General features: G+C 68.7%; 31 protein-coding genes. 9 read left to right on the top strand and 22 right to left on the bottom strand.

Annotated elements, in window-relative coordinates:
- Positions 1-65: 65 nt before the first annotated feature.
- A complete protein-coding gene (locus EAO78_RS07850) occupies positions 66-1397 on the bottom strand; it encodes an RNA-guided endonuclease InsQ/TnpB family protein (RefSeq protein ID WP_122105293.1) in 1332 nt (443 codons plus the stop codon).
- A 53-nt stretch (positions 1398-1450) separates the two neighbouring features.
- Between EAO78_RS07850 and EAO78_RS18135 the strand changes: the two genes are divergently transcribed.
- Entirely contained in the window at positions 1451-1588 is a 138-nt protein-coding gene (locus EAO78_RS18135) for a hypothetical protein (protein WP_009762047.1), read from the top strand.
- Between the two features lie 156 nt (positions 1589-1744).
- A complete protein-coding gene (locus EAO78_RS07860) occupies positions 1745-1951 on the top strand; it encodes a hypothetical protein (RefSeq protein WP_122105294.1) in 207 nt (68 codons plus the stop codon).
- A 62-nt stretch (positions 1952-2013) separates the two neighbouring features.
- Here the strand turns inward: EAO78_RS07860 and EAO78_RS07865 are convergent, their stop codons facing one another.
- The 5 genes from EAO78_RS07865 to EAO78_RS07885 form a co-directional block, all read right to left on the bottom strand.
- Complete coding sequence (locus EAO78_RS07865; RefSeq protein WP_122105295.1) at positions 2014-2433, bottom strand: VOC family protein; 420 nt, start codon at positions 2431-2433, stop codon at positions 2014-2016.
- Positions 2434-2507: 74 nt separating this feature from the next.
- Positions 2508-2690: a DUF7511 domain-containing protein gene (locus tag EAO78_RS07870; RefSeq protein ID WP_122105296.1), complete on the bottom strand. Its 183-nt coding sequence runs from the start codon at positions 2688-2690 to the stop codon at positions 2508-2510.
- Between the two features lie 125 nt (positions 2691-2815).
- A complete protein-coding gene (hisF, locus tag EAO78_RS07875) occupies positions 2816-3634 on the bottom strand; it encodes an imidazole glycerol phosphate synthase subunit HisF (RefSeq protein ID WP_122105297.1) in 819 nt (272 codons plus the stop codon).
- Between the two features lie 92 nt (positions 3635-3726).
- The gene (locus EAO78_RS07880) at positions 3727-4671 is read right to left on the bottom strand and encodes a glycosyltransferase family 2 protein (RefSeq protein WP_122105298.1); all 945 of its coding nucleotides are present in this window, start codon (positions 4669-4671) and stop codon (positions 3727-3729) included.
- Positions 4672-4743: 72 nt separating this feature from the next.
- Positions 4744-5016 carry a MarR family transcriptional regulator gene (locus EAO78_RS07885; RefSeq protein ID WP_122105299.1) on the bottom strand — a complete coding sequence of 91 codons (273 nt, stop codon included), beginning with the start codon at positions 5014-5016 and terminating at the stop codon, positions 4744-4746.
- A gap of 159 nt (positions 5017-5175) precedes the next feature.
- Between EAO78_RS07885 and EAO78_RS07890 the strand changes: the two genes are divergently transcribed.
- A complete protein-coding gene (locus EAO78_RS07890; protein ID WP_122105300.1) occupies positions 5176-5892 on the top strand; it encodes a class I SAM-dependent methyltransferase in 717 nt (238 codons plus the stop codon).
- Between the two features lie 72 nt (positions 5893-5964).
- On the opposite strand, the gene EAO78_RS07895 is transcribed toward EAO78_RS07890, so the two are convergent.
- Positions 5965-6372: a TRAM domain-containing protein gene (locus EAO78_RS07895; RefSeq protein ID WP_122105301.1), complete on the bottom strand. Its 408-nt coding sequence runs from the start codon at positions 6370-6372 to the stop codon at positions 5965-5967.
- Between the two features lie 165 nt (positions 6373-6537).
- Between EAO78_RS07895 and EAO78_RS07900 the strand changes: the two genes are divergently transcribed.
- On the top strand, positions 6538-7446 hold the full coding sequence (locus EAO78_RS07900) for a dihydrodipicolinate synthase family protein (RefSeq protein WP_122105302.1): 909 nt from the start codon (positions 6538-6540) through the stop codon (positions 7444-7446).
- A 27-nt stretch (positions 7447-7473) separates the two neighbouring features.
- Here EAO78_RS07900 and EAO78_RS07905 read toward each other — a convergent pair whose 3' ends face one another.
- Complete coding sequence (locus tag EAO78_RS07905) at positions 7474-8271, bottom strand: YkgJ family cysteine cluster protein (protein ID WP_122105303.1); 798 nt, start codon at positions 8269-8271, stop codon at positions 7474-7476.
- Between the two features lie 120 nt (positions 8272-8391).
- Here EAO78_RS07905 and EAO78_RS07910 point away from each other — a divergent pair, with 120 nt between their 5' ends.
- Complete coding sequence (locus EAO78_RS07910; protein ID WP_122105304.1) at positions 8392-8838, top strand: DUF5788 family protein; 447 nt, start codon at positions 8392-8394, stop codon at positions 8836-8838.
- Between the two features lie 9 nt (positions 8839-8847).
- On the opposite strand, the gene EAO78_RS07915 is transcribed toward EAO78_RS07910, so the two are convergent.
- The 5 genes from EAO78_RS07915 to EAO78_RS07935 form a co-directional block, all read right to left on the bottom strand.
- The gene (locus EAO78_RS07915) at positions 8848-9867 is read right to left on the bottom strand and encodes a hypothetical protein (protein WP_122105305.1); all 1020 of its coding nucleotides are present in this window, start codon (positions 9865-9867) and stop codon (positions 8848-8850) included.
- A 117-nt stretch (positions 9868-9984) separates the two neighbouring features.
- A complete protein-coding gene (locus tag EAO78_RS07920) occupies positions 9985-10455 on the bottom strand; it encodes a Rieske (2Fe-2S) protein (RefSeq protein WP_122105306.1) in 471 nt (156 codons plus the stop codon).
- 81 nt (positions 10456-10536) lie between these two features.
- The gene (locus EAO78_RS07925) at positions 10537-11136 is read right to left on the bottom strand and encodes a DUF5789 family protein (RefSeq protein ID WP_122105307.1); all 600 of its coding nucleotides are present in this window, start codon (positions 11134-11136) and stop codon (positions 10537-10539) included.
- 81 nt (positions 11137-11217) lie between these two features.
- The gene (locus tag EAO78_RS07930; protein WP_122105308.1) at positions 11218-12186 is read right to left on the bottom strand and encodes an aminotransferase class IV; all 969 of its coding nucleotides are present in this window, start codon (positions 12184-12186) and stop codon (positions 11218-11220) included.
- Between the two features lie 36 nt (positions 12187-12222).
- Positions 12223-12813, bottom strand: coding sequence for a helix-hairpin-helix domain-containing protein (locus EAO78_RS07935; RefSeq protein ID WP_122105309.1), 591 nt, complete (start codon positions 12811-12813; stop codon positions 12223-12225).
- A gap of 107 nt (positions 12814-12920) precedes the next feature.
- Here EAO78_RS07935 and EAO78_RS07940 point away from each other — a divergent pair, with 107 nt between their 5' ends.
- The gene (locus EAO78_RS07940) at positions 12921-13376 is read left to right on the top strand and encodes a transporter (RefSeq protein WP_122105310.1); all 456 of its coding nucleotides are present in this window, start codon (positions 12921-12923) and stop codon (positions 13374-13376) included.
- 218 nt (positions 13377-13594) lie between these two features.
- Here EAO78_RS07940 and EAO78_RS07945 read toward each other — a convergent pair whose 3' ends face one another.
- The 3 genes from EAO78_RS07945 to sppA form a co-directional block, all read right to left on the bottom strand.
- Positions 13595-14449: a shikimate dehydrogenase gene (locus tag EAO78_RS07945; protein WP_122105311.1), complete on the bottom strand. Its 855-nt coding sequence runs from the start codon at positions 14447-14449 to the stop codon at positions 13595-13597.
- A 36-nt stretch (positions 14450-14485) separates the two neighbouring features.
- On the bottom strand, positions 14486-15637 hold the full coding sequence (locus EAO78_RS07950) for a DUF373 family protein (protein ID WP_122105312.1): 1152 nt from the start codon (positions 15635-15637) through the stop codon (positions 14486-14488).
- 84 nt (positions 15638-15721) lie between these two features.
- Positions 15722-16657: a signal peptide peptidase SppA gene (gene sppA / locus EAO78_RS07955; RefSeq protein WP_122105313.1), complete on the bottom strand. Its 936-nt coding sequence runs from the start codon at positions 16655-16657 to the stop codon at positions 15722-15724.
- A 462-nt stretch (positions 16658-17119) separates the two neighbouring features.
- On the opposite strand from sppA, the gene EAO78_RS07960 reads away from it, so the two are divergent.
- Positions 17120-17791, top strand: a complete 672-nt coding sequence (locus tag EAO78_RS07960; protein ID WP_122105360.1) for a 2,5-diamino-6-(ribosylamino)-4(3H)-pyrimidinone 5'-phosphate reductase — start codon at positions 17120-17122, stop codon at positions 17789-17791.
- A gap of 302 nt (positions 17792-18093) precedes the next feature.
- Positions 18094-19017 (top strand): coiled-coil protein, encoded by a 924-nt coding sequence (locus EAO78_RS07965; RefSeq protein ID WP_122105314.1) that lies wholly within the window; start codon positions 18094-18096, stop codon positions 19015-19017.
- 76 nt (positions 19018-19093) lie between these two features.
- On the opposite strand, the gene EAO78_RS07970 is transcribed toward EAO78_RS07965, so the two are convergent.
- The 6 genes from EAO78_RS07970 to EAO78_RS07995 all read right to left on the bottom strand — a co-directional run bounded on the left by EAO78_RS07970 (position 19094) and on the right by EAO78_RS07995 (position 23467).
- Positions 19094-19822, bottom strand: a complete 729-nt coding sequence (locus tag EAO78_RS07970; RefSeq protein ID WP_122105315.1) for a 3-oxoacyl-ACP reductase family protein — start codon at positions 19820-19822, stop codon at positions 19094-19096.
- Positions 19823-19880: 58 nt separating this feature from the next.
- Positions 19881-20687: a class I SAM-dependent methyltransferase gene (locus EAO78_RS07975; RefSeq protein ID WP_122105316.1), complete on the bottom strand. Its 807-nt coding sequence runs from the start codon at positions 20685-20687 to the stop codon at positions 19881-19883.
- 69 nt (positions 20688-20756) lie between these two features.
- Entirely contained in the window at positions 20757-21203 is a 447-nt protein-coding gene (locus EAO78_RS07980; protein WP_122105317.1) for a hypothetical protein, read from the bottom strand.
- 60 nt (positions 21204-21263) lie between these two features.
- Positions 21264-22139: a deoxyribonuclease IV gene (locus EAO78_RS07985; RefSeq protein WP_122105318.1), complete on the bottom strand. Its 876-nt coding sequence runs from the start codon at positions 22137-22139 to the stop codon at positions 21264-21266.
- A gap of 59 nt (positions 22140-22198) precedes the next feature.
- Positions 22199-23041, bottom strand: a complete 843-nt coding sequence (locus EAO78_RS07990; protein WP_122105319.1) for a lipoate--protein ligase family protein — start codon at positions 23039-23041, stop codon at positions 22199-22201.
- A gap of 105 nt (positions 23042-23146) precedes the next feature.
- Positions 23147-23467: an antibiotic biosynthesis monooxygenase family protein gene (locus tag EAO78_RS07995; RefSeq protein WP_122105320.1), complete on the bottom strand. Its 321-nt coding sequence runs from the start codon at positions 23465-23467 to the stop codon at positions 23147-23149.
- Positions 23468-23636: 169 nt separating this feature from the next.
- Between EAO78_RS07995 and EAO78_RS08000 the strand changes: the two genes are divergently transcribed.
- The gene (locus EAO78_RS08000; RefSeq protein WP_122105321.1) at positions 23637-24548 is read left to right on the top strand and encodes a serine/threonine-protein kinase RIO2; all 912 of its coding nucleotides are present in this window, start codon (positions 23637-23639) and stop codon (positions 24546-24548) included.
- The last annotated feature ends 236 nt before the right edge of the window (positions 24549-24784 follow it).

Here is a 24784-nt window from a genome sequence, read left to right on the forward strand (position 1 = left end):
TTCGCGCCTCTTGCAGTCGGGCATAGCCCGACGACGGCGAAGTTTCCTCGCGCTGGGGGTATCGCTTACCGACCCACGGAGGCAACTTGCGGGTTCGTATGCTCCTCGTTGGGAACTGAGCGTGGTGACTCTGACCATTCGTGGTCGTCCCACTTGAGGCATACAGGCCGTGCCATCGACCGTGTTACCGTCGTCTGCCGTTGACGAGACACTCCGTGTCTCGTTCGCCGATCAGAACTCGGAGAGTTCTGATGACGTCTCAAGAACGTCTCCGACGCTGTAAGATCAGCGTGTCCCTCGAATCCACACGGACACGTCAGTGTGTCACGGTGGCGTGTCGTGTCCTCCGTCGAACCGCAGTTCGGACACTCTTGACTCGTCCACGCCTCGGATCGAACCTCGACCGACATACCGTATTCCTCAGCAGTACATGCCAGTCGATTCACGAACGCTCTAAACGCCCAAAAATTGTGCGTCTTCGCGTTCGTCTCCACCGACCAGTGTGTATCGAGTACGTCAGTTAACGCCCCGATGTACACCGTCGAAACGCCCTCAGCATACAAGCGTTCGATGAGGTCACGGGCGAGTGCATCTTGGGCGTGGTCACGTCGCTTCGTGCGTCGGTCGTACAGGCGTCGGATACGGTGACTACTGTATCGACCTTCCTCCAAGAGCGATTGGAGTCGGGCGATTTCTCGCGTGGTTTCGCGGAATCTGTCGAACAGGTCGCGTCCTTCGTACAGGTATTGCTGGCCGGTCGTTGTTGTGCAGGCAACGAGATTGTTCGCACCAATATCCAGAGCGGCTTCTTCCGAAGCCAGTGGGTGTGCCAGTCGAGAAGTGTTGATAGTAACTGGCTGAAAAGCCCTGAATTTCTGTGCTTGCTCGTCGTAGAACAACTCTAATCGGCCCTGCTTGTCGTACTCGTTCCAGTTGGGGTCGCCTCGAACTTCGAGCCGGAGGCGTTCGCGGTGTCCCAATCCGTACTCGTCTTTCAAGTCTTTGCCGACCAGAATTTCGAGGCGGGAGTATTCACCCCACTCAACGGAGTACGACGTGTTGCGGATGTACGTGCGGAGTTCTCTCCCGTCTTCCGAGTTGCCCCAGAAGCCGGGTTTTCCGTTGGCTTCGCCTTTCTTTTTGAGGCTGAAGAACGACTTCCACGCTTCGCGGTTCTTGCGTTCGATTTGCTGAACCGTGGACGCGCCGAGAACACCGCCATAGCGACCACGATACTCGCTGATCTCCCATACGTCTCGGTTTGGGTCAGCATAGTTCTCGCGGCGCTCGTAGTTGATTTCGTTCCAGAGAGCGGCGGAAGCGTCCAACAGGCGTCGAAGCAACTCCTCGTCATCATCGAACTGAGGAACTACCTCGAACGTGTTGGCTCGCTTCATCAACTGCTGTTTGTACCGTAACGCACATAATTATTCCGTTCATGTGATACTGTATGGTCGCAATTCGCATAGAGTTTGACGACGACGAACAGTACGAACGGCTGAAGGAACTGAAGAAGCACCGTGGATTGACGTGGAAGGGCTTACTCCTCGAAGGGGAGAAGAAAGTCAGAGAGGATACCCCGGAGTAAGCGTCGAACGTGGGTTGTAACGTGGAGTGTCGGATTCACGTCCGCCCTGAAGGGCGGGACTCTCTCCTTGATTCAGGTAGGGAGCGCGGAGTCCCCCGCCGACCGAGCCGTTCCTCGAACGTTTATCCTCGAGGCGGGAGAACCGGCTCCCGTCCCATGTCCCTGCTTCCCCGCTGGTTCGACGCACAGCCCTTCGAACGACAGGTCGTCCTCTTCGCGCTCGTCTTCGACCCGATCGGCTTCGCGGCCGGCTACCTGCTCGCCCCCGAGTTCGGCGTCGAACCGATCCTCGGCGGCGTCTACGGACTCGTCGCCGCGAGCCTCCCGCTGTCGCTGCTCGTGATGCGCGAGGCGAGCGCGTGACTCGCGGACGAGCACGTGATCCGCGACGGCGGGCCGACGGCCGCGCGACCGTCTCGCCGACTTCAGGCGTCGAGGACCTCGACCAGGTTGCCGTCGGGGTCCCTGACGAACAGGATCGTCGTCCCACTCTCGGTCGTCCTCGGCTCGCTCAGCGTCTCGACCGCCGGATCGAGGTCGTCGTGGAACGCCTCGACGTCGCCGACGGAGAGTCCGAGGTGGGTCGCGCCCGCCCGGTCGAGCGACCGCTCCGGCATCGGTTCGCCCGCGGGGTCGTACTCGACGAGCTCCACGCGGACACCGTCGGCGTCGAGATGGGCGAACGCGGCGGACGCGCCGGCGACGTCGACCGCGTCGGCGAACGCCTCCCCGCCGACGGAGAACTCGGCGACGACGTCGAGGTCGAAGACCTCGGTGTAGAAGGCGACGGCGCGGTCGAGGTCCGAGACGGTGATCCCGACGTGGTGTGCGGTTGGATCGGACACGCCCGGAGCGTCGGCGACCGGCGAGAAAACGGTGTCGGCCCGGAACGCGCCGGCGACCCACGTGTCCGAAGGACCTACCGCCACTCCTCGCGCGGCACGCAGTCCGCCGCTCGCACCGTGATCCACCGCGTCGTCCGCTCGTCGGGGTCGCGGTCGGCCTCGAAGAACGTCACCTCGGCGTCCGGGGACTCCTCACCCGCCGATCGGCAGACGATCTCCGGCCGCTCGCCGCGAACACGCATCGGTGACGTGGACATACATGATCGTTCATGGTCCATCGGATAATACCTGTTGGTTCGTCTCCATCGGCGTCGATCGGTCGAGAAGTTCGTCGAAAGTCGCCGATTTGCTCGAGAAGTGATCGGACGTTCGATCCGTCTCCCTATAGGCGAACCGGAACGCCGCGTTCGTCGAGGTACTCCTTCGTCTCCTCGATGGAGTAGTCGCCGAAGTGGAAGATGGAGGCGGCGAGCCCGGCGTCCGCGTTCGCCTCGGTGAACACCTCGTACATGTCCTCGGGGCCGCCACAGCCGGAGGAGGCGATGACGGGCGTCGAGACGGCGTCACAGACGGCCTTCATCAGCGGGACGTCGTAGCCGTCCTTCGTGCCGTCCATGTCGATGGAGTTGACGAACAGCTCGCCCGCGCCCCGCCGTTCGGCCTCCTTCGCCCACGAGACCGCGTCGATCCCGGTTCCCTCGCGGCCGCCCTTCTTCGTACACTCGAACCACACCGCCTCGCCGTCGGCGTCCTCGTAGAAGTGCTCGCCCGCGTCGTCGTGGCGTCGCCGGGCGTCGATCGAGATGACGATACACTGGCTGCCGAAGGCGGCCGCACCCTCCTCGATCAGTTCGGGTCGCTCCAACGCGCCGGTCGTGATCGACACCTTGTCCGCGCCCGCACGGAGCGTCTCCTTGATGTCGGCCTTCGTCCGGATGCCGCCGCCGACCGTGAGCGGGATGAAACACTCGTCCGCGACCGCGTTCACCACGTCGAGCATCGTCTCGCGTCCCTCGGCGCTGGCGGTGATGTCGAGGAAGACGAACTCGTCGGCGCCCGCGGCGTTGTACTTCTTCGCCAGCTCGACGGGGTCGCCGGTGTACTCCAGGTTCTCGAAGTTGACTCCGGTGTAGACGGCGGCGTCGCCGTCGTCGTCGAGGTCGACGTCGATACAGGGGATGATCCGCTTCGTGAGTCCCATTCGTTACCGACCGTTGGCGACGCGGGAAGTAAAAGGCGCGGGGATGGCGATCGACCGCTCGCCGGCAACGCCTCCGCTCACGACGGCTCCGTTCACTCCCGCGCGTCGTATCGGGACACCGCGCGGTCCGCGCGCGTCGAGACGCCGTTCGGGTTGCGTGCGGGGCTTCGGTCGCGCGCACGAGCCACCAGTCCGTCGGAGCCGCCGGAGAGGATCCCGGCCATCACGTCGCGGCCGTTCGCGACCCATCCCGAGGGCGTGGCCTCGCCGCGGACCACGTCGCGGGCGACGGACGCCGCGTCCGTGACCGCGTGCTTGCCGGTTCGAACGAGCGCGGTGGGACGGATCCCGTAGTTCTTGACGAGGCGATAGGCGAGCGCCCGGTACTTCCATCCCCAGTCGCGGGCGGTCCGGCCGCCGTCGGCCGCGGTCGGGCTCGGCGGTTCCTCGCGGACCGCGGCCTCCGCGCGCCAGGCGACCTCGCGGTCCATCCGTGCGAGCCGGTGGGAGGCGTCCCGCGCGCCGCCGACCCGGAGGTACTCGTCGAACCCGTCGAGGTCCCGAAGCGTCTCCCGTCGGAACGCGACGTTTCCGCCGACGAAGTACGTCACCGACCGACCCGCGATCCGACGGCGCTCCGGCCCGTCCGAGCCGTCTTCTCCGGTCGAGCCGTCTTCTCCGCCCGACTCCGTTTCCGTCGGTCGTACCGGACCGGTCACCACGTCGGCGTCGGCGAGCCCCTCGCGGACGGCCTCGAGCCACGACTCGCCGATCCGCTTGTCGTAGTCGACCAGTGCGATCGCGTCGCCGCCCGCCACCTCGATGCCGGCGTTGCGGGCGACGTTGACGGTTCGATCGGAGATCTCCACGAGCACGTCGACGTCCTCGCGATCCCGCACCATGCCGGTAGTGCCGTCCGCGGACGGACCGTTGACGACGATCACCTCCGCGTCCGGGGCGTGCGCCGCCAACGCGTCGAGACAGGCGGCTAACCGGTCCCGGCCGTTGAGCGTCGGGACGACGACCGACAGGTCCATACGCGTGACCATCGGGTCGAGGGTTAAAAAGAGCTCCGTGGTTGGACGGCGGGATCGAGCGGTGAACCCGAGCTAGACCGTCAGGAAGTAGACCTGCTTGCGGGCGTCCTTGAAGCTGTAGCGGGAATCGACCAGCTCCTCCTCCTCGAGACGATTGAGCGCGTAGCGGACCGTACGGTCGGGGAGCAGCGACTCCTCGGCGAGTCCGCCCTGTGAGAGGGGCGCGTCGCCCTCCAGGACCTTCGCGACGAGCTTGGCGCTCGGCGGAAGCTCGCGCAGACGGTCGCGGTATTCGGTCTCGGTGAGACGGTCCTGGTCGGCTGACCCCACGGGACTGGTACTCATACGTCCGGAGAACTGCCCGATCGGTGGTAAAGGTTGGCTACATACAGGAGTATACGATCGTTATTATATAAGGTATTAATATCACGACGATGCCGCTCGTTTTGCCGGGCGACGCGTATCCAGTACGGTTTTGGTCGTCCGGCGTCCACCGGAGACAACGTGAAGGGTCAGGACTGGTATCAGGCCGACGAGGTCGCCGAGGAGTACGAGGACCTCCGCTTTTCCGGCGGCGGGGCCTTCATCGACCGGCGCGAGAAGGAGGCGGTGCTCTCCGCGCTCGGACCGATCGACGACGGCCACCGGGTGTTGGAGGTCGCCTGCGGCACCGGTCGGTTCACGACCATGCTCGCGGATCAGGGAGCGGAGATCGTCGGACTCGACATCTCCAGGGAGATGCTCGAGCAGGGTCGGGAGAACGCGACCGACGCGGGGCTCTCCGACACCGTCGAGTTCCTGCGGGGTGACGCCTCGAGACTGCCGTTTCCCGACGACCACTTCGATTCGGTGGTCGCGATGCGCTTCTTCCACCTGATGGACGAGCCGCTCGAGTTCATGCGGGAGCTCCGTCGAGTGAGCAGCGATCAGGTGTTCTTCGACACGTTCAACGCCCGCAGCCTCCGGGTGTTGTACACGTGGCTGCTCCCGATGGGCTCGCGGCTCTACTCGGAGCGACAGGTCGCGGACCTGCTCGGGGAGGTCGGGATGACCCTCGCGGGCGAGGAACACGACTTCGTGTTGCCCTACGGGTTCTACCGCGGGCTCCCGAGCGTCGTCGCCAAACCGTTCCGCGTCGTCGACGAGCTGATCGGGAACACGATACCCGGGGACTACGTCGCCTCGGTCTCCTACTGGGACGCCCGGGTCGCGGGCGAGTAGGCCCCAGGGATCGCGGGCGCGTAGTCCCGCGGACCGTGGACGACCGGATCCCTCGGACCGCGGTCGGCCCGCCTAAACGTCCTCGTCTATCACTTCGCCGACCGCGAAGTTCGATTTCACTTCCGTCACCTCGATCTTCACGCGCTCGCCGACCTCCGTGTCGGGGACGATGATCACGTAGCCCCGCTCGACGCGGGCGATCCCGTCACCCTGCTTGCCGAGGTCCTCGATCTCGACGTACCGCATCTCGCCGGGCTCGACCGGCGGCTGCGGGCCGTCGCCGGTCGACGTGGCCGCGTCGTCGCGTTCGGCGGCTCCGCCGTCGGTCTCGCCCCGCTCGATGAGCGCGACGCGGTAGGTCTCTCCCGGCTCCACGGACCCGGTCTCGACCTCGCGGCGCGGTACTTCCACGACGTACTCGCCGTCCTCCTCCCGGACTTCGGCGCTGAACAGACAAAGGAGCTTCTCGGAGATTTCCATGATATACTCCGACCGGTACGTCGAGAGCGGTTACCATAGTTGTACCGCTGCCGAGCCGTGGCGCGACCCGTCCGATACGTTCCGGTCGGTCCTCCGTCCGCCCCGGTCCCGGCAACCGCGGCCAGGGGACGAACGCCTTTGTGACGCCCCGTCGAACTGCTCTCCATGACCGAACCGGAGTTCCGCCACGGAGCCGTTTCACCCCCGATCGTGACGCCGTTCGACGCCGACGGCGACGTCGACGCCGACGCGCTCGCGAACCACGCCGAGACGCTCGTCGACGCCGGGCTCGACGGAATGGTCCCCTGCGGGACGACCGGCGAGTTCGCCAGCCTCTCCGACGCGGAGTACCGAACCGTCGTCGAGACGGCGACCGAGGCCGTTGACGGCCGCGTTCCCGTGATCGCGGGCGTGGCGGACACGACCGTTCCGGGCGTGCGCGAACGCCTCTCGGTCGCCCGCGACGTCGGGGCCGACGCGGGGCTCGTCACGCTGCCGTACTACCACACCTCGACCGCCCCCGAGGGCCAGCTGGCGTTCCTCGGGGCCGTCGCGGACGGATCGCCGCTCCCCCTCTTCCTGTACGACATCCCGTCGACGGTCGGCGAGTCGATCGACCCCGTCGTGGTCGGCGAGCTCGCGACCGAACACGACTCCGTCGTCGGCATGAAGGACACGAGCGGCGACCTCTCGTCGCTCGACGCGAAGATCCGCGCGACGCCGGATTCGTTCACCGTGCTTCAGGGGTTCGACTCCCACCTGTATCCGAGCACGTCCCTCGGCGTCGACGGCGGGATACACGCCCTCTCGCAGGTCATCCCCGAGGTGTTCGTCGCGCTCGGCGAGGCGATCCGCGGGGGCGACGACGACCGCGCACTGATGCTCCACCGCCGGGGGATCGTCCCGCTCTTCGACCGGTGTGCGGACCACGGTTTCGCGCCCGCGACGAAGGTCGCGGCCGCCCACCGCGGGTTCATCCCCGACCCGGCCGTCCGTCCGCCGCTGACGCTCCCCGACGAGGCGGCACGCGAGGCGATCGCGACCGACGTCGACGCGGCGCTCGACGCCGTCTAAAGCGGCTCGGTTCGGCTCGGCCCGAGTTCACTCCCCGTCGACGGGCGTCCCGTCCGCGTTCTTCGGGCCCTCGGAGTCGAAGACGACGACGTCGCCGTCGGCCCGTTCGGCGGCGGTCGGGTCGTAGCCGTTCCGCACGGCGATCGCCTCCTCCAGTTCGCGGACCGCCCGCTCCTTGAGCGCGGCCGCCAGCTCCTCGGCGTCGGATCGCGAGATATCCCGGCCGAGCCCCTCGCACTCGTGGGCCCGGACCATTCCCTCGCCGTCGACCGCCTCGCCCATCGGCTGGCTCGTCCCGCCGAGCGCGACGCTGAACGGATAGGTCCGACAGATCAGCGGCCGCGAGTCGTGGACCGTACACGCGCCCCGCCCGTCCGTCTCCTCGTAGAAGGTGCAGTCGCCGCAGTCGTCGGTCGCGAGCGCCCACTCGAACGTCTCGCCGGCCGGCTCGCCGTCCTCGCCCGCGACGAGCCCGTACGGCATGGGACGGGCCACGTCGCGCCAGTCGTACTCCTCGCCGAAGGCGTCCTCGGCGGCGTCCTCGGCGGCGTTGGCGACCGCTCTGACCTCGTCGGGGAAGACGGTCGCGGTGTGCGGCTCGCGGTCGGGTTCGCCGTCCGTGTTCCCGTTCCTCTCGCCGACTTCCTCACCGACCCCTTCACCGGTCCCCTCCCCGGCCGGCGCGCCGCCCGGCTCGTCCGGGGCGTACCCCGTACAGCAGCCGCCACAGCGCGTACACTCGAACCCGATCGACTCGATCGCCCCGGCCAGGTCGTCGACGTCGAGCTCGCGGGCGCGGTCGAGTTCGGTTTCGAGCGGTTCCATGGCTCCGTTTGCGCGCCGATCGGGTTAACGACTCCCCTCTCACCATCGCGTTCGACGTTCCCCAGGACGCGCCCGTCGACGGCGAAGGAGCGAAGTGCGATCGCCTCCTACGGCTCGGTCGTGAGAGAGTACGAACGGAAGGGGCTCCTCGAACGCGTCGAGCGCGAGGCGGCCACGGTCGGCGCGGAGATCCCCGAGGAGATCGAGGTTCAGGACGAGCCGATCGACCTCCGGTCGTTCGTCTTCGAGATCAAGCGCCGGGAGACGGTCCCTCCAGGGGAGCGCGACCGCGTCGAGCGCGCGAAACGGAACCTCCGCCGCGAGCGCTTGGAGCGACTCGAGCGCATCGAGGAGGACGAGGTGAGCTACGAGCGCGGCGAGGAGCTGGCGGCGTCGATCATCGGGATCGATCGTGCGCTCGAGGCGTTGGAGGGGCTGAACGCGTCGGATCCGGAGACGGAGGCGGAACGCCAGGAGGCCGCGGACCGGAAACGCTGGATGAACTTCCTGAAGAAGGCGCTCGGGCGAGAGGACGCCGGCGGCGCGGGCGGTCGGGCGCGGTTCTGAATCGGGTGATCACGGGCCGGATTCACCCGGCAGAAACCGTAGTCGGTAGTCGTAGTACCGGTCCTCGTAGCGGACCCGCCCCGAGCCTGATTCGCTCCCCCCTCCGTCTTTCCGAACGTCGCCGTCGAGGTACGGGCGCTCGTGGAACGCCCGGATCACTTCGGCGTACCCGTCCGAGTACGGGTGCGACTCCTCGTACCCGTCGTGTCTGGCCGCTTCGATCACGTCGAGCGCGTCGGCCGAGAGGTCCTCCCCGTCGAGCCGCGCGCCGACGGTACGCGCTCGGAGGACCGCCTCCATCCCCTCGGGCGACTCCGCGACCGGCTCCGCGACGGCGCGGTAGACGGGCTCGTGGAACCGCTCGCGGGTGACTTCGACCCGATAGACGGGGTCGCGGTACGTGACGCGGTTCGGTCCGTCGTCGGCGAGCAGCACGCTCGCCTCGACCGCGTCCTCGTCTCGGTAGACGTAGCCGCCGCGCTCGACCAACCCGACCGGCATCCCGCCGACGTTGCCTCGCGCCCGCGCCGCGAAGTGCGCGATCTCGACTGCGCGTCGGTCGCCCTCCGGAAGCGTCTCCGCGTCGACGCTCTCGGGTTCGTCAGCTTCGGCTCCGTCGACCCCGCCCTCGTCGATCCCGAACAGCCGGAGCACCGGACGGGTCGCCGCCGCCTCGTCGACGACGACGGAACTCAACCGGTAGTACGTCCCCTCGTGGACGGCGTAGGTCGGGTCGTCCGCCGTCGAGAAGAACGGCGTCCGGTACTGCGTGGTGTGCGTCCCCCCGTTCCGGGCGGCCGTGAACGCCGCCTCGTTCCACCTCGGATCGGTCTCGGCGGGATCGACGACGGCGGCGTCCCGGAGCGTCTCTCCGACGTCGCTGAGGGTGAGCGACAGAACCCGATCGGCGTCGCCGTCGTTCGCCGGGCTGCCGGTCACCGATCCGTCGAGACAGCCGGCGATCGCGCCCGCCGTCGCGGCGAGGCCGCCGGCGAGCAGCCGGCGTCTGGAGGGCTTCGGAGTGCGCATACCCGTCGTACGTCCGGGCGTCATAAATACGCCGGCGTTGCACAAAGAGCCGCTGTCGCCTCCGGGTCCGACGTGGCCGGCGTCGGCTCGGACGCCGCCGTCCGGATCCCGTCCCGATCAGTTCCCGGTGAAGTCGATCCGCGAGTCGCCGGCGTCGGCGTCGCGGCGGCTCGGGCCCCGCCGGACGAACTCGTAGGCGTCGTCCGCGAGGTACACCGCGCCGTCGGCGACCGTCACGTCGACGTCCTCGAGGACCGCGCCCTCACAGGGTCCGAAGTTACAGTAGCCGCTCTCACCTTCGAAGGTCGCGCCGTGTTTCTGACAGAACACCTCGCCGTTCCGGACGAACGCGCCCTCGTCCTTGTCGAGACGCACGTCGGTCCAGTGTTGACAGTAGTTGCGGAACGCCGAGACGCCGTCGTCGAGACGCAGGAGGATCGCCTCGGCTTCCACGCCGCCGTCGTCGTCCGCGCCCACGTCACCCTCGCCTTCCGCGACCGAGTCGGGATCGACCGGACGGAGCGTCACGAGAAGCGTGCTGTCCTCCGGCACCTCGTCGAGGGCGGCGATCCGCCGGTCCGCGTCCATACGAACCGGTGGCCCGCGTCGGGTTTGAACGTTGCGCGTCGGCCGGAGGCCGTTTGTGCCGTCGCGCGCGGTGTGCCCCGTTCAGATCCCCAGCCACTCGTCGTTTCGGACCTCGTACCCGTTCGCCCGGCAGAACTTCGCCGCCCGCCGTCGGACGTCCCGCGACCCCGGGATCGTCTCCCTGTCATCGATCCGTTCGACGATCCAGTCGGCCATGACCCGGATGCCCTCGTCGTCGTCGTCCGCGTCGATCGCCGCGAGTTCCCGGAACGTCCGCTCGTAGGCGTCGCGCTGTGACCGGCTCATCTCCGCGTTCGGGAGCCCGTCGCCCGCCTCCACGACCCGTTTCATCGCCATGGCGACGGTGGGTCGTCGGATCCGCACCCCGATCTCGTCGGGCGAGTCGAACGTCTCCCCGTCCGCGTCCGGGACGAGGTCCGCGATCGCGTAGGTCCCCACGGTCGACTCGATCTCGCGGTCGCCGACCGCCGAGACGATCTCCACCCCCGTCGCCGGGAACGCCAGCGGTTCGAGTTCCGTCTCGAAGTAGGCGAGCTCGGAGGCGTCGACCGGCGGTTCGGCCTCGTCTCCGCGTTCCAACTCCGCAGCGATCTCGCGCTCGCGCTGGCGTCTCTCCTCGTCGTGAGCCTGTTTGTCGCGACCGCTCTTGTCGTCTGCCATCCCCTAATTAGGTCCTCTAGTCGGATAGTCCTGTGGTTCAACGAACACTTCTCGCCATCGCCGTCGGATCCCGAGCGGTTCCTACGACTCCCGGCCGCCACCGTAACACGCCCCCTCCACCCGGCGGTCGAACAGCCGCGAGAGAAGGGTCGTGAGCGCCCCGGAGACGCCCCCACCGTCGCCGTCGACGGCGATCCCGTCGACCGTCCGAACCGGACGGACCTCCCACGTCGCGTTCGCGAGGAAGACCTCGTCGGCCTCGCGCACCTCGCTGGGGGTGTAGCTCCCCTCCTCGACCGGGATCCCCTCCTCCTCGGCGACGTCGACGATCTCGGATCGAGTGACGCGAGGGACGATCGGACCGTCGAGCGAGGGCGTCTTGAGCCCCTCCCCGTCGGCGAAAAAGAGGGTCGAGTCCGCACCGCCGGCGACGTGGCCGTCCGCATCGATGAGCAGCGCCTCGTCCGCGCCCGTCACGCGGAGTTCGAGTCGCGCGAGGGTCTCGTTCACCCGGGCGTGGGTCGTCGCGTCGGCCGGCACCGCCCGGTTCGACGTTCTCCGGGTCTTGACGGTCTGGAGCGTCGCCGGCGCGTCGTAGACCGGATCCGACCCGACTCCGCCCCTCGGGAGCGGACGAGCCGTCACGACGACGGTCGGATCGCTCTCGATCCGGGGATCGAACCGGTCGGCGGCGTTCGCTCCGCGGCCGCGCGTGATCGAGACCTCACAGCGTGCGTCCGTCAGGTCGTTCGCCGTGAGCGTCTCATGGACGCGGTCTCTCAGCTCCGCGTCCGGGATCGCGCGGTCGATCGAGAGCGCCTCACGGCTTCGGGCCAGCCGGTCGGCGTGCCGGTCCCAGCGGAACGCGTTTCCGCCGTAGACTCGTACGGTCTCGCGGGCCGCGTCGCCGTATCGGAACCCGCGGTCCTCGACGTGGACCGTCGCGGAATCCGCGGCCACGACCTCGCCGTCGACGTGGTATCGGCGGTTCGGATCGTCCGAGCCGTCGGGACCGTCCGGATCGCCCGACCCATCCGAACCGTCGTTCATCGGCGTTGCCGAACCGGGCGGTCGCCGGGAGCCACCTCAGAACTCCTTCGCGCGGTCGACCCACTTGACGGCACGCTTCTCGCCGATGCTCGCGCCCTCGGCCACCTCCGCGGGGTCCGCGGCCGCGAGGTCCTCGACGGTCTCGATCCCGATCTTCGAGAGCCGCTCGCCGTACGCCGGGCCGATGCCCTTGATCCGGTCGACGGGCGCGCCGTCGACTTCGTCGCCGGACTCGTCGGGTTCGCCACCCGCGCCGGCTTCGTCCTCCACGGCGTCGTCGGCGTCGTCGGAATCGTCGGCGTCGTCCACCTCGGCGACGTCAGCGTCGTCCTCGGTCGGTTCCTCGTCTCCGTCGGTGGCCGCCGCCTCGTCTCCGATGGTCTCCCCTTCGGCGTTCGCCTCGCGGTCATCGGCGGCGTTCGCCTCGTTCACGCCGGCGGCCGCGGTTCCCGTACCGTCGTCCTCGGTCCCGCTCTCCGTTCCGTTCCCGGCTTCCGGCTCGCCTCGGTCGTTCGGCTCGCTTCCGTCCGTGTCCCGTTCGACGGTCACCGTCGTCTCCCCGCTCTCGCCGTCGGACGAGTCGCTCCCGAACCCGAGCTTCTCCTTGATCTTCTTCAGCAGGGCCATTGGGGTCCGGTACACGCGCCCGATATTTAAAGGCCCGCGACGGGCCCGAACGCGGGCCCGGGTGCCGGTCTCGCCGCGATTAAGTCGTCGCGGGCACACGATCGGTCATGTCGATCCTCGATGCGGTGATGTGGTCCGTACACGTCGGGTTCGCGGTGCTCTGGACGGGAAGCGTGCTGTTCGTCGCGCTCGCGGTGGTTCCGCCGGCGATCCGCGGCGACATCGGGGGCGACGCGCTCGCCGCGGTGGTCGGTCGACTTCGGTGGATCACGCGGATCGCGGCGCTCGCGTTCCTCGCCACCGGCGGGCACATGGCCGGGACGCTGTACACCGCCGAGACGCTCACCGGAACCGGCCGGGGCCACTTCGTTCTCACGATGCTCGCGCTCTGGTTCGTCATCACGGGGCTCGTCGAGGTCGCGAGCGGGAAGCTCCTCGACGGGATCGATCCTCTCTCACGAGCGCCCGCCCGCGACGCGAAGCCCTTCTTCTACGGGGCGGCCGCGCTCTCGGTCGGGCTGATCCTCACCGCCGGCCTGCTCGCGAACCCGGCCGGAGTATAAGATCGACCGATCGGACCGTGCGGTGGCGCGCCGGTGAGCGGGTGCGAGAGCACCCGCGAACCGCCCGCGAGGGAGGCGGCGACCGAAGGGAGCCGCCGAGGCTGGGGAGGCGTGAGGTGCGGGGCGGTACTGTGCGGTGCGAGGCGGTACTGTGCGGTGCGAGGCGGGACTCAAAGGACGTTCCGTGTCGATGATCCCACACGGACACACCCCCGGTTCTATTCCAACTCCGCACGCAACGCCGCGTTCATCTCCGCGACGGGCGCGTCCGCGCCGGTCCAGCGCTCGAACGCCTCGACGCCCTGATAGAGCAGCATCCACGCGCCCTCGATCGTCGTCGCGCCGGCGGCCGCGGCGTCCCGAAGCAGCCGTGTCTCGGTGGGCGCGTAGACCGCATCGAGCACGGCCAAGTCGCCGTGGAGCAGCTCCGCCGGCACCGGCGTCGCGTCCTCCTCCATCCCGACGCTCGTCGCGTTCACGAGCACGTCGGCGGCGGGAACCTCCTCGGCGAGGCCGTCGAGCCCGCCGCCGGTCGCGTCCGGCACGTCGGCGGCGAGTTCGACCGCTCGCTCGGTCGTGCGGTTGGCGACGTGGACGTCCGCGCCGGCGTCCGCGAGCGCGAAGGCCGCGGCCCGCCCCGCGCCGCCCGCGCCGACGACGACCGCGTCACGCCCGTCGAGGGGCACGTCGTGGCGCGCAAACGACCGGGTCACGCCCGCGGCGTCGGTGTTGTAGCCGCGGGGCGTTCCGCTTCCGTCGCGCTCATCCCCCTCGCCGTCGCTCACGTCGCCCTCCCCGGTGTCGGGGAAGACGACCGTGTTCACCGCGCCGATCCGTTCGGCGAGCGGGTCCGCGTCGACGGCCGCGAGCACGTCCCGCTTGAACGGGATGGTGACGTTGAGTCCCGCCACGCCCAGGGCGGCCGCGCCCTCGACCGCCCGCGCGGCGTCGTCCGGAGCCGGTTCGAAGGTGACGTAGCGCGCGTCGATGCCGAGCGCCTCGTAGCCCGCCTCGTGCATCGGCGGCGACAGCGAGTGGCCGACCGGGTTGCCGATCAGTCCGTAGACGTCCATACGCGTCCGGGCGACTCGGACGAACAAAAACCCGACTCACTCGCCCTCGGCCCCACCGTCCGCGTCCACGTCGGCGTCGGCCTCGGCCTCGATGACCTCCTCCAACGTCTCGGTCCCCACGTCGCTCGCGAGCTTGACGCCGACGAGCGAGACGACGACGCCGGCGACGATGAACGCCGCCAGTCGCTGGGCGGGCGCGACGACGTAGCCGGCGACGACCGTCGGAGCGAGGAGCGTCTCCTGTTCGAGGAAGTAGCCGGCGAACCCGCGCACGACGAGCCCGACGGCGACGATCACGAAGGGAAGGTTGAGATACGGCGTCCGGATCCCCTCGTCGCGGATCAGCTCGTCGAGCAGGCGGCCGACCGCCGCGGTCACGCCCGCGATCGCGAGCCACGGAACGGCCGCGTAGGTGAACTCCATCGCCTGCACGGTCAACAGCGCGTCCTCGAGGTCCGTGGCCGCCAGCACGCCGAAGAACCCGCCGACCAGGGAGAGCCCGCCGGCGACGACGTACGTCACGACCGACACCTGCCCGGCGTACAGCGCCTCCCGCACCCGCTCGGGCATCCCCGCGACCAGCCGGTCGATCCCGAGCCCCTTGTACAGGAGCGCCGCGCCGAGCAGGCCGGCGACGCCGGCGACCGCGGCCCCCGCCGAGAACCGCACGAACAGGACGGGAAGCAACAACAGCGCGATCCCGATCGGGACGAGCACGGTCGAGCGGAGCTGCTCGTCGGCGAGGAACTGCTTCAACAGGTAGTACGTCGACTCGATGTCGCGGGCCTGTCGGACCACGACGCGGTCGACGCCGTCGACGGGCATCCGCGACTCGACGATCGGGAGGACGCGCTCGTCCTCCGCGGAGTCGACCACGACGATGGCGGCGTTCGGGGCGTAGCGGTCGACGAGATCGTCGAGCTGTGCCGCGATGGACCGGTCAGCGCCGACCGGACTCTCGCTTTCCGCCGAGACGACGGCCACGATCGCGTCCTCGCGCTCGTCGCGGAGGTCACGGGCCACCCGGAGCGCCTCGAGCAGGCAGTTGACGCTGGCGTCCTCGGGGTCGGCGAGGCCCGCGTCGGTGACGAGCGAGCGGACCGCCTCCCAGCCGGCGACCGGCATCGGGACGTTCGTGGCCCGCCCGATCGTTCCCGAGCGGTCCACGCAGATGACCAGCGTCGTCACGGATGGTCACACACCCCGCCGGAGTAAAAAGTCTCGCCGTCAGGGGGTCCCGGGGGCGTCCACCACGGTACGGACGGGAGGGGCCTATCGGAACTCGACCTCGAGGTCGCGGCCGTCGCCGGCGAAGACGCTGGCGACGCCGTTGCCGGCGGCGAACGCGACGCGCTCCGCGCCGATACCGAGCCGCTCCACGAGCCCGCGATCGGGCGTGAACTCCTTGACGCCGACGTCGTCGTCGAGCTCCTCGGCGATCCGTTCCTCCACGTCGTCCTCGACGCCGAGCTCGTCGACGAGCCCGAGGTCCAGGGCGTCGGGACCGAGGTAGACGCGCGCTTCCGTCTCGCGGATCGCCTCGGGGTCCATCCCCCGACCCTCGCTCACGGTCTCGACGAACTGCTCGTAGTAGCCGTCGATGAGCGACTGGAGGTACTCGCGCTCGTCCGCTTCGATCTCCCGCAACGGCACGCCGGCGTCCTTGTACTCGCCGGCGGTGAACTGCTCGTAGGAGATCCCGAGCTTGTCGGCCAGCCCGGCCGCGTTCGGCCGCGAGCCGATCACGCCGATCGACCCCACGAGGCTCCCGTCGCGGGCCCACAGCTCGTCACAGCCGCTGGCGATCCAGTAGCCCCCGGAGGCGCACAGGTCCGTCGCGTACGCGACCGTCGGCCCGTCGAAGTCGGCGACCGCCCGCCGGATGTCGTCGCTGGGGACGACCTCCCCGCCGGGCGTGTTGAGCTCGACGAGGAGCGCCTCGACGTCCTCGTCGTCGTCCGCCGCCTCGACCTGCTCGACGACCTCGTCGGCGGTCGTCCCCCCCGGCCCGGAGAGGGGCGAGGGACGGCCCTTGTCCCGCTTTATGGGCCCCGAAATCGACACCTTCGCCACGTTGTACTCCTCGGTATCTCCGAACCGACCGCGAGTGAGCCGACCCAGGAGTCGCCCGCCGGCGACGGTCGCCGCCGCGCCCAGCGCGGCGGCCACGAGGAGGCCCGATCCGGTCGAACGTGCGTCGTCGTCCATGGCGTCGATTGGTGGCGACGCGGTTTATGAGCGTCGGCGCGTGCCCGCGAGTGCCCGAAGGGCGCGAGCGGACCGCGCGAGGGAGGGGGAGACGACCCGCCGGAACTGCCGGCGGGTCGTCGAGCCCGAGGCTGGGGAGGCGTGAGGTGCGGGGCTGTGCGGTGCGGGCGGGACTCAAAGGGGCAGCCGCGAGGGCGACGGCGGCCGACGCAAGGACCGCAGGAAGTGAGCAAAGCGAACGATCGAGGACCGCAGCGAGGCCCCCGAGTCCTCGCGGCTGGGGCTTTGACAGTGTTCTCCGCGAGTACGTTTCCAGTCTCCGATGACCGAGCGGCTGCGGCCTTGGTGGTGGGCGTATTCGTGCGATCGTCGAGGGCGACGCCCCAACCATCCCGAATGAATCTCACGTCTCCGACGTACGGCGACCGAAACGACCATTCGACGCCCGCGCCACCCTCGCGTATGTACGTCGTCGTCAACGCGGCCCAGAGCGTCGACGGGAAGCTCTCGACGCGCCGCCGGGAGCAGCTCCGGATCTCGGGCGAGGAGGACTTCGACCGGGTGGATCGGATCCGGGCGGCCGCCGACGCGGTGCTGGTCGGCGTCGGGACCGTCCTCGCCGACGACCCGCACCTCACGCTCGACGAGGAGGCGCGCCGCGTCGAACGGCTCCGGAACGGCCGACCGGGCGACCCCGCACGGGTCGTCGTCGACTCCACGGGACGGACGCCGACCGACGCGCGGATCCTCGACGACGCGGCGACAACCTACCTGCTCGTGTCGGCGGCGACGACGCCCGAGCGCCGAAAGGAACTGGCCGACGCCGGCGCGGAGGTGATCGTCGCCGGCGAGGAGCGCGTCGACCTCGTCGACGGCACGAGCGCGCTGGCCGGGGAGGGGATCGACCGGCTGATGGTCGAGGGCGGCGGCGAGGTGATCTACTCGTGTTTCGCGGCCGGGATAGTCGACGAGCTGCAGGTGTACGTCGGGTCGCTCGTCGTGGGCGGACGCGACGCGCCGACGCTGGCCGACGGCGAAGGGTTCGTGGAGGCGTTCCCCCGGCTCGATCTCACGGAGGTCGAGCGGCTCGACGACGGGGTCGTCCTCTCGTACGACGTCGACGGGAGAGCGTGAATCGAGCGTCAACCGGCGGGGAGTCGGACGCATCGGACGACGATCGCCCCCTACCCATGCCCGTTAACCCCACCCATGGTAACGCGTGGATCCCGCGATATCGGCCGGTACACGGTCCGTGCTACCGACTTTCACACGAATTCACCGAAGTATTTATATGTCACCCTACGGTACGTAGAGGTACCAGAACGCCTCCGGCGCTGGTAGGATCGCACGCTGAAATGAACGGGAGTTCTTATCAACGGCCCTACGCACGACGGCGAGCGGCCGCCACATCCGGAGCGGTGATGGAGAGATAAAAAATGGTAACGAAAGACGAAGTCATCGAACAGTACGACATCGAGCCGATGAACGACGCGGACAACGTGGACCTTTCTGAAGACGACCTGGAGAACGGGTCCAAAGGACAGCTCATCAAACGCGCCGGTCAACTGCGGGACCGACGTAACGAGCTGAACCAGATGGCCTCCGAGCGCGCCTCCAAGCGCGACGACCTCAACGCCAAGACGCGCGAGAAGGTCGACGAGGCCCAGGAACACCGCGAGAAGCGCGACGAGCTCAACGAGCAGGTCCAGGAACACAAGGACAAGCGTAACGAGCTCAACGCGGAGGCCAACGAACTGTTCGACGAGGTCGAGGAGCTCAAAGGGGACATGGAGCTCGGCTCCGGCAAGTCCATCGAGGAGCTCAAAGAGGAGATCGAGGACCTCGAGTTCCGCCAGCAGACCGAGGTGCTCGACGCGGAGGACGAGCGCGAGCTCATCGAGAAGATCGACGACAAACGCGAGAAGCTCGCCGAGAAGAAGGAGAAGGTCGACGACACCAGCGAGCTCGACGACCTCGTCGAGGAGGCCGAGGAGGTCCGCTCGGAGGCGTCGAAACACCACCAGAAGGTGACGGAGCTCGCGGACAAGGCCCAGGAGCACCACAACGACATGATCGAGGCCTACCGCGAGGCCGACGACATCCGCGACGAGGCCGACGAGATGCACGAGCTCTTCGTCGAGGCCCAGGAGGCGGCCGACCGCCACCACGAGGACTTCGTCCGCGTCCAGAAGCGCCTGCGTGAGCTCGACAAGAAGGAGGAGGAGGAGCGCAAGGACGAGCGCGCCGAGAAGCGCGAGGAGGAGAAGGAGGAAGCCGAGGAGATCTACCAGAAGTTCAAGGAGGGCGAGACCCTCGACACCGAGGACCTGATGAAGCTCCAGAAGACGGGGCTTCTCTAGAGACGACCGGTCTCTCTGAAGCGGTTTTTGCGGTTTTCGTGTAGCGAGAACGGGGAGCGTAGCGACCGCCGGGAACCTAGCTCATCAACTCGCCGCCGTTCACGTTCAGCGTCTCGCCGGTGACGAACCCCGCGTCCCGGAGGTAGGCGGCCGCCTCGGCGATGTCCGCGGGCTGGCCGTAGCGGTCGACCGGGATCGCCGCCAGCTGTTCGCGCTCCTCCTCGGGGGTCCGGTCGCCGGTCATGTCCGTCTCGACGTGGCCGGGCGCGACCGCGTTCACCCGTACGTCCGGCGCGAAGTCGCCGGCGTGGCTGCGGGTGAGGGAGAGCAGCGCCCCCTTCGAGGCGGCGTAGTGACACTCGATCGGCGCGCCCGTGTGTGCGAGGATGGAGGAGACGTTCGTCACCGACGGGTCGTCCGCGGACTCCCGGAGGAACGGGAGCGCCGCCTTCGTCACGTTGAACGCCGAGTTGACGTTCACGTCCATGACCCGGTCGAAGTCGTCGGGCGCGAGGTCCTCGGTGTACACGTGCTGGTCGATCCCGGCGTTGTTGACGACGTGGTCGACGCCGCCGAACGCGTCCGCGGCGGCCTCGACCAGCCGTGTAGCGTCCTCGGGGTCGGAGACGTCGGCGCCGACGACGACCGCCTCCCGACCCAGATCCCGGACCTCGGCCGCGACCGACTCGGCCGCGTCCTCGCTCGTGTGGTAGTTGACGGCGACGTCGTATCCGTCCTCGGCGAACCGAAGCGCTATCGCTCGACCGATCCCCCGCGACGACCCCGTCACGACTGCGGCTGGCATGTCTCCCCGGTCCGGGCCGACCGACTTCGTCCTTCCGGACCCGGCGAAGGAGGAGCGATCAGGGAACCCGACCCACCGTCACCTCGAAGGAGACGAGCTCGACGCGCTCGTACTCGCGCTCGCGCATCGCCGCGACCGCCTCCCGGCCCATCTCGCGCCAGCGTCGGCGAAGGTCGTCGTACGCCGCCGGCGACAGCACGGCCCGAAGCTCCTCGCGGTGGTCGGCGAGCCCCGCGCCGGACGCCTTTCGGGCGGCCGATTCGAGGGCCGGCTCGGCGTAGGGCGGGGCCGTCCGCTTCTCGTGGAGGTACCGCCGCGTCCGGACGTCGACGAGGCCGGCGTCCGCGAACAGCGACTCGACGCGGTCGCCGAGGGCCACGTCGGTGTCCACGCCCGCGAGGTACGCCTCACGCGCCTCCCGCTCGAGGTCGGCCTCCCGCTCGACCGTCGAGGAGACGGCCACGTCGGCGTTGTTCGGCTCTACAGCCGCGACGAGGTCCGAGGAGACCCGTGCGAGCTCCCGCACTGCCCGCGCCGGCTCCCGCAGGTTGATCAGGAGCGCCTGACACGCCGCGAGATCGACGGCGTCGTCCCGGAACGGAAGCCGGGTCGCGTCGCCGGCGGCGTAGGAGGCGGCGGTCTCCTCGCGGGCGACGTCGAGCAGGTCCGTGTCCGCGTCGACGCCGATCACGGTCGCGTCCCGACCGGCCTCCTCGGCGAGCACGCGGGTGAACTCGCCCGTGCCGCAGCCGGCGTCGAGGACGCGCTCGCGGTCGGGTAGCGAGCAGTCGGCGAGCGCCTCGCGCCCGTCGGCCCACATCCCCTCGCGGGTGTGCTCGAGGTAGTCGGCGGAGAACCGTCTCACGTCGCCCCGTTCGCGGCGACGGGGATTAAGCGGCGGGATCGGAGACGAAGCGACGGGGGCGGAGCCGGCTCACCCGTCCGACCGGATCCCGACGAGATCGACGACCAGCGCCGCGGTGACGCCCGCACAGAAGCCGACGAACGCGCTCGCGACGCTGCCGATCAGAAACGAGCCCGTGAGCTCGACGACCCACGCGCCGCCGGCGACGCCCGGCGCTCCGATCGTGCTCGCGACCGCGAGGAGCGCACCGAGGAGGACGACCGGGACGACTCCGACCGCCAGACAGGCCGGTCCGCCGCAGCGGGCGTACGCGCCGACGGCGGCGATCGGCGCGGGCGCGTACACCACCAACACCGGAAGCGTCCGGGCCGAGAGGGTCGCCACCGGCCGGAGATCGACCGCACTCGCGAGGAGGGTCACCGCCGCCACCGCCCCGACGGCGACGGAGAATCCGACCACGAGCCCGATCGCTCGCTCGCGCCGACGGCCGAACAGCAGCGCTTCCGTGGTCGTCATGAGTCGCGTTCACACGCCGGACGAACTTAAAAACGCGTCAGACGGGTGTCCCTCGCGTCCTCACTCGTGACGAAGCTCCCGGACGCGCTCGATGTTCCACGCGAAGCTCTTGCCGTCCTCCGTCGGCGTCTCCAACACGAACGGGACCTCCGCGAGGTCGGGGTGGTTGATCACCCGCTCCATGCCCGCCTCGCCGATGAGCCCCTCGCCGACGTGGGCGTGTTCGTCCTTGTGGGTGCCGCAGGCGTGTTTCGAGTCGTTGAGGTGGATACACTGCAGGTGCTCGAGTCCCACCACGTCGTCGAACTCCGCGACGGTCTCGTCGACCGCCTCGGCCGTCGAGAGGTCGTAGCCCGCCGCGAACGCGTGGGCGGTGTCGATACAGACGTCGACGTCCGTCTCCGTCCGGTCGATGACGCCCGCGAGGTGTTCGAACTCGCCGCCGAGCTTCGTGCCCGCGCCCGCGTCGCTCTCGACGAGGATCGTCACGCCCTCGGGGACGTCGACGTCGTCGATGACGCTCGCCGCGTTGTCGAGGCCGTCCTCGACCCCCGCGCCGGTGTGGGCCCCGAGGTGGACGTTCACGTACGGGATCCCCAGCGCGTCGGCGGCGTCGACCTCCCGTTGCATCGACTCGAGGGACTTCTGGCGGAGCCCCTCCTTGGGCGTACAGAGGTTGACGAGGTAGGAGGTGTGGATCACCCACGGACCGTCGAGGTCGCGCGCCGTGTGCTCGCGGAACTGTGCGGTCTCCTCCTCGTCGAGGTTCGGGTCCTCCCACACCTGCGGGGAGTGGGTGAAGATCTGTCCGCAGTTGCCGCCGAACTGGGTCTGTCTGAACACGGCGTTCGCGATGTTTCCGTGCGGCGGCGTCTCGGGGTCGTTCGATGCTCTCGAGGTGGAAATGGAGACGTGCGCGCCGACCTTCAGGCTCATACGGACGATACGCGGGGGGAACGAAAAGCCGCTTCGGAACGAGGTGGCCGATCGGTTCTCTACTCGCGGTCGCCCGGACGGGACCGAACCCAGGCGTCGTCCCGGTACTTCGTCTCGACGAGTTCCCGCGCGCGATCGAGTTCGGCGTCGGTCCACGACCCCTCTCGATCGAACGATCCGGCTCCGTTCGAACCGATCCCCGTCTCGACCCACGTCGCGAGCGATCCCTCGACCGCCGTGACGGCGTCCGCGCGGTCCACGTCGACCAACTCGTCCATCCCCACCACCCGCTCGCGGAACGTCTCCGCGTCCACCGGCGGGTCGGCGAACGCCGCGAGGTGCGCCTCGGCGTCGACCGAGAAGGAGAGCGAGCCGTGCTGGACGACCGCGTCGCGGGTGCGGTACTGCGCGTTGCCGGCGATCTTCCGTCCCGCGACCACCACGTCGTGAGCCGGGTGTAGCTCGCGAAGGTAACACGCGGGGTGATACAGCTCCGGAACCGCCTCCTCGACGTAGTCGGCGTCGATCCCGAGCCGGGAGAACGCGTCGAGGATCGGCTCACACAGCAGGTGATACGCGTCGAGGAGCTTCCCGGGGACGTCCTCGGCGGGCACGGCGATCGAGTACGCGACGTCGCCGTACGAGTCGTGGAGGATCCCCCCGCCGCCGGTCCGTCTACGGGTGACGTCCACGCCCGCACGCTCGCACGCGTCCCAGTCGACCGTCTCCGGCCTCTGTCCGTACCCGAGCGTGAGACAGCTCGGGCCCCAGCGGTAGGTCCGGACCGTGGCGAGTCCCTCCGCGCTCGCGGTCTCGGCCGCGACCTCGTCGAGCGCCATCTGCATCGGCCCCGATCGGTCCTCCTCGCGGATCAGTCGCCAGTCGCCCTCCGGCGCGGTCATGCTCTCCCGTCGGCGCGGCGATCCGAAAGCGATTGCGTTCGAACGTGGATCGGGACGGATCACCCCGCCCGTCCGCCCCGACGTGTCCGGGATCACCGACGCCCGCTACCCGGGCGGGTCCGCGTCGTCGCCGAAGCCGCTCCCGTACGTTTCGATCACCTCCGTGACGGTGACCTCGTAGGCGTCGTACCACTCGTTCCACCGCGCTTTCGCCCGTTCGTGGTCCGAATCGGCAGCGAACGACTCGAGCGCGATCAGCGTCTCCCAGTAGTAGACGACGAGAACCTCGTCGCCTTCCGGATCGTTCCACGTCCGCTGGCCGAGGTATCCGTCCGTTCCCTCGGCTGCCGCCCGTATCGCGTCGTTCAACTCGTGGAACTCGGCGTCGTACTCGCCCGGATCGAGACGAAACGTCACGAGGTACATCGAACGTCGTTCGGTCGTCCGTAGGAATAAGACTGCGGAGGAGACGGCCTCGAAGGCGCCGACTCCGTGAACCCAGAAAGCGATCGTGGTTTTATATCGCCATATTTGATTTATATCATCCATCCGACGAACGCGGGCCGTTTTTACGAATCCCCGGAGTAGGACCCGTATGGTACGCAACGTCGCCGGCGACATGGCGGAGCTCGACCCCGAGGACTTCTACCTCCTCTCGGGCGTCGAGCAGGGGATGCGCTTCTCCGAGTGGGTGCGCCGCGACAAACTGCCCGAGTACGCCGACCTGACGGCCGAGGAGATAGAGTACCGGATCGACCGATGTCTCGACCGCGAACTGATAGAACGGAAGACGATCCAGTACGAGGGGTACCAGCTCACCTTCGAGGGGTACGACGCGCTCGCGCTGCGGACGTTCTCCGAGCGCGGAACGATAGACGGCGTCGGCTCCCCGCTCGGGCTCGGCAAGGAGGGCGACGTCTACGAGGTCCAGTCGTTCAAGCCGCTCGCGTTGAAGTACCATCGGGAGGGGTACACCAACTTCCGGGCGGTCAACCGCGAGCGCGAGTACACCGCCGACCGCGACCACGTCTCCTGGATGTACACCGCGCGCAAGGCGGCCGAACGCGAGTACGAGGCGATGGAGTCGCTGTATCCGGACGTGTCGGTTCCCCGTCCGGTCGACCACAACCGCCACGCCATCGTGATGGACAAGTTCGCGGGCGTCGAACTCGCCCGTGCCAAGCTCGAGCCCGAACAGGCCGCCGGCGTCCTCGACCTGATCTACCGCGAGCTGGTGACCGTCCACGAACTCGGCTGGGTCCACGCCGACATGTCCGAACACAACGTCGCGGTCGCCGAGGACGGGATCACGGTGTTCGACTGGCCACAGGCGGTCCCGACGGACCACGAGAACGCCCGGGAGTTCCTCGAACGCGACGTTGCCAACCTGTTGAGATACTTCGGCCGAAAGTACCCTCACGAGATCGACCGCGAGGCCGATACCGCCGCGATCGCCGCCGCGATCGCCGACGGTTCCTTCGAGACGGTTCGGGCGTTCGGCGAATAATAAACCAAATCACGCGATATAAAATCATCTCGGCAACCTAGATCTCGAGAATGGTGACGCTCACTCGTCGTCTTCGACGTCGAACGGGGTATCGATTCGGTCCCGGTCGCCGCGACCGCGTCCCCGTCACTAACGATGAACGTTACCGTATCGTAGTGCTCCTGAGAGCCCCGGCACCGGGACCACGAGGACGCCGCCGCCGAAGCCGACGACTGCTCCGACTCGTTAACCCCTTG

The sequence above is a fragment of the Halobellus captivus genome, assembly GCF_003697845.1.
Lineage (GTDB): Archaea > Halobacteriota > Halobacteria > Halobacteriales > Haloferacaceae > Halorubrum > Halorubrum glutamatedens.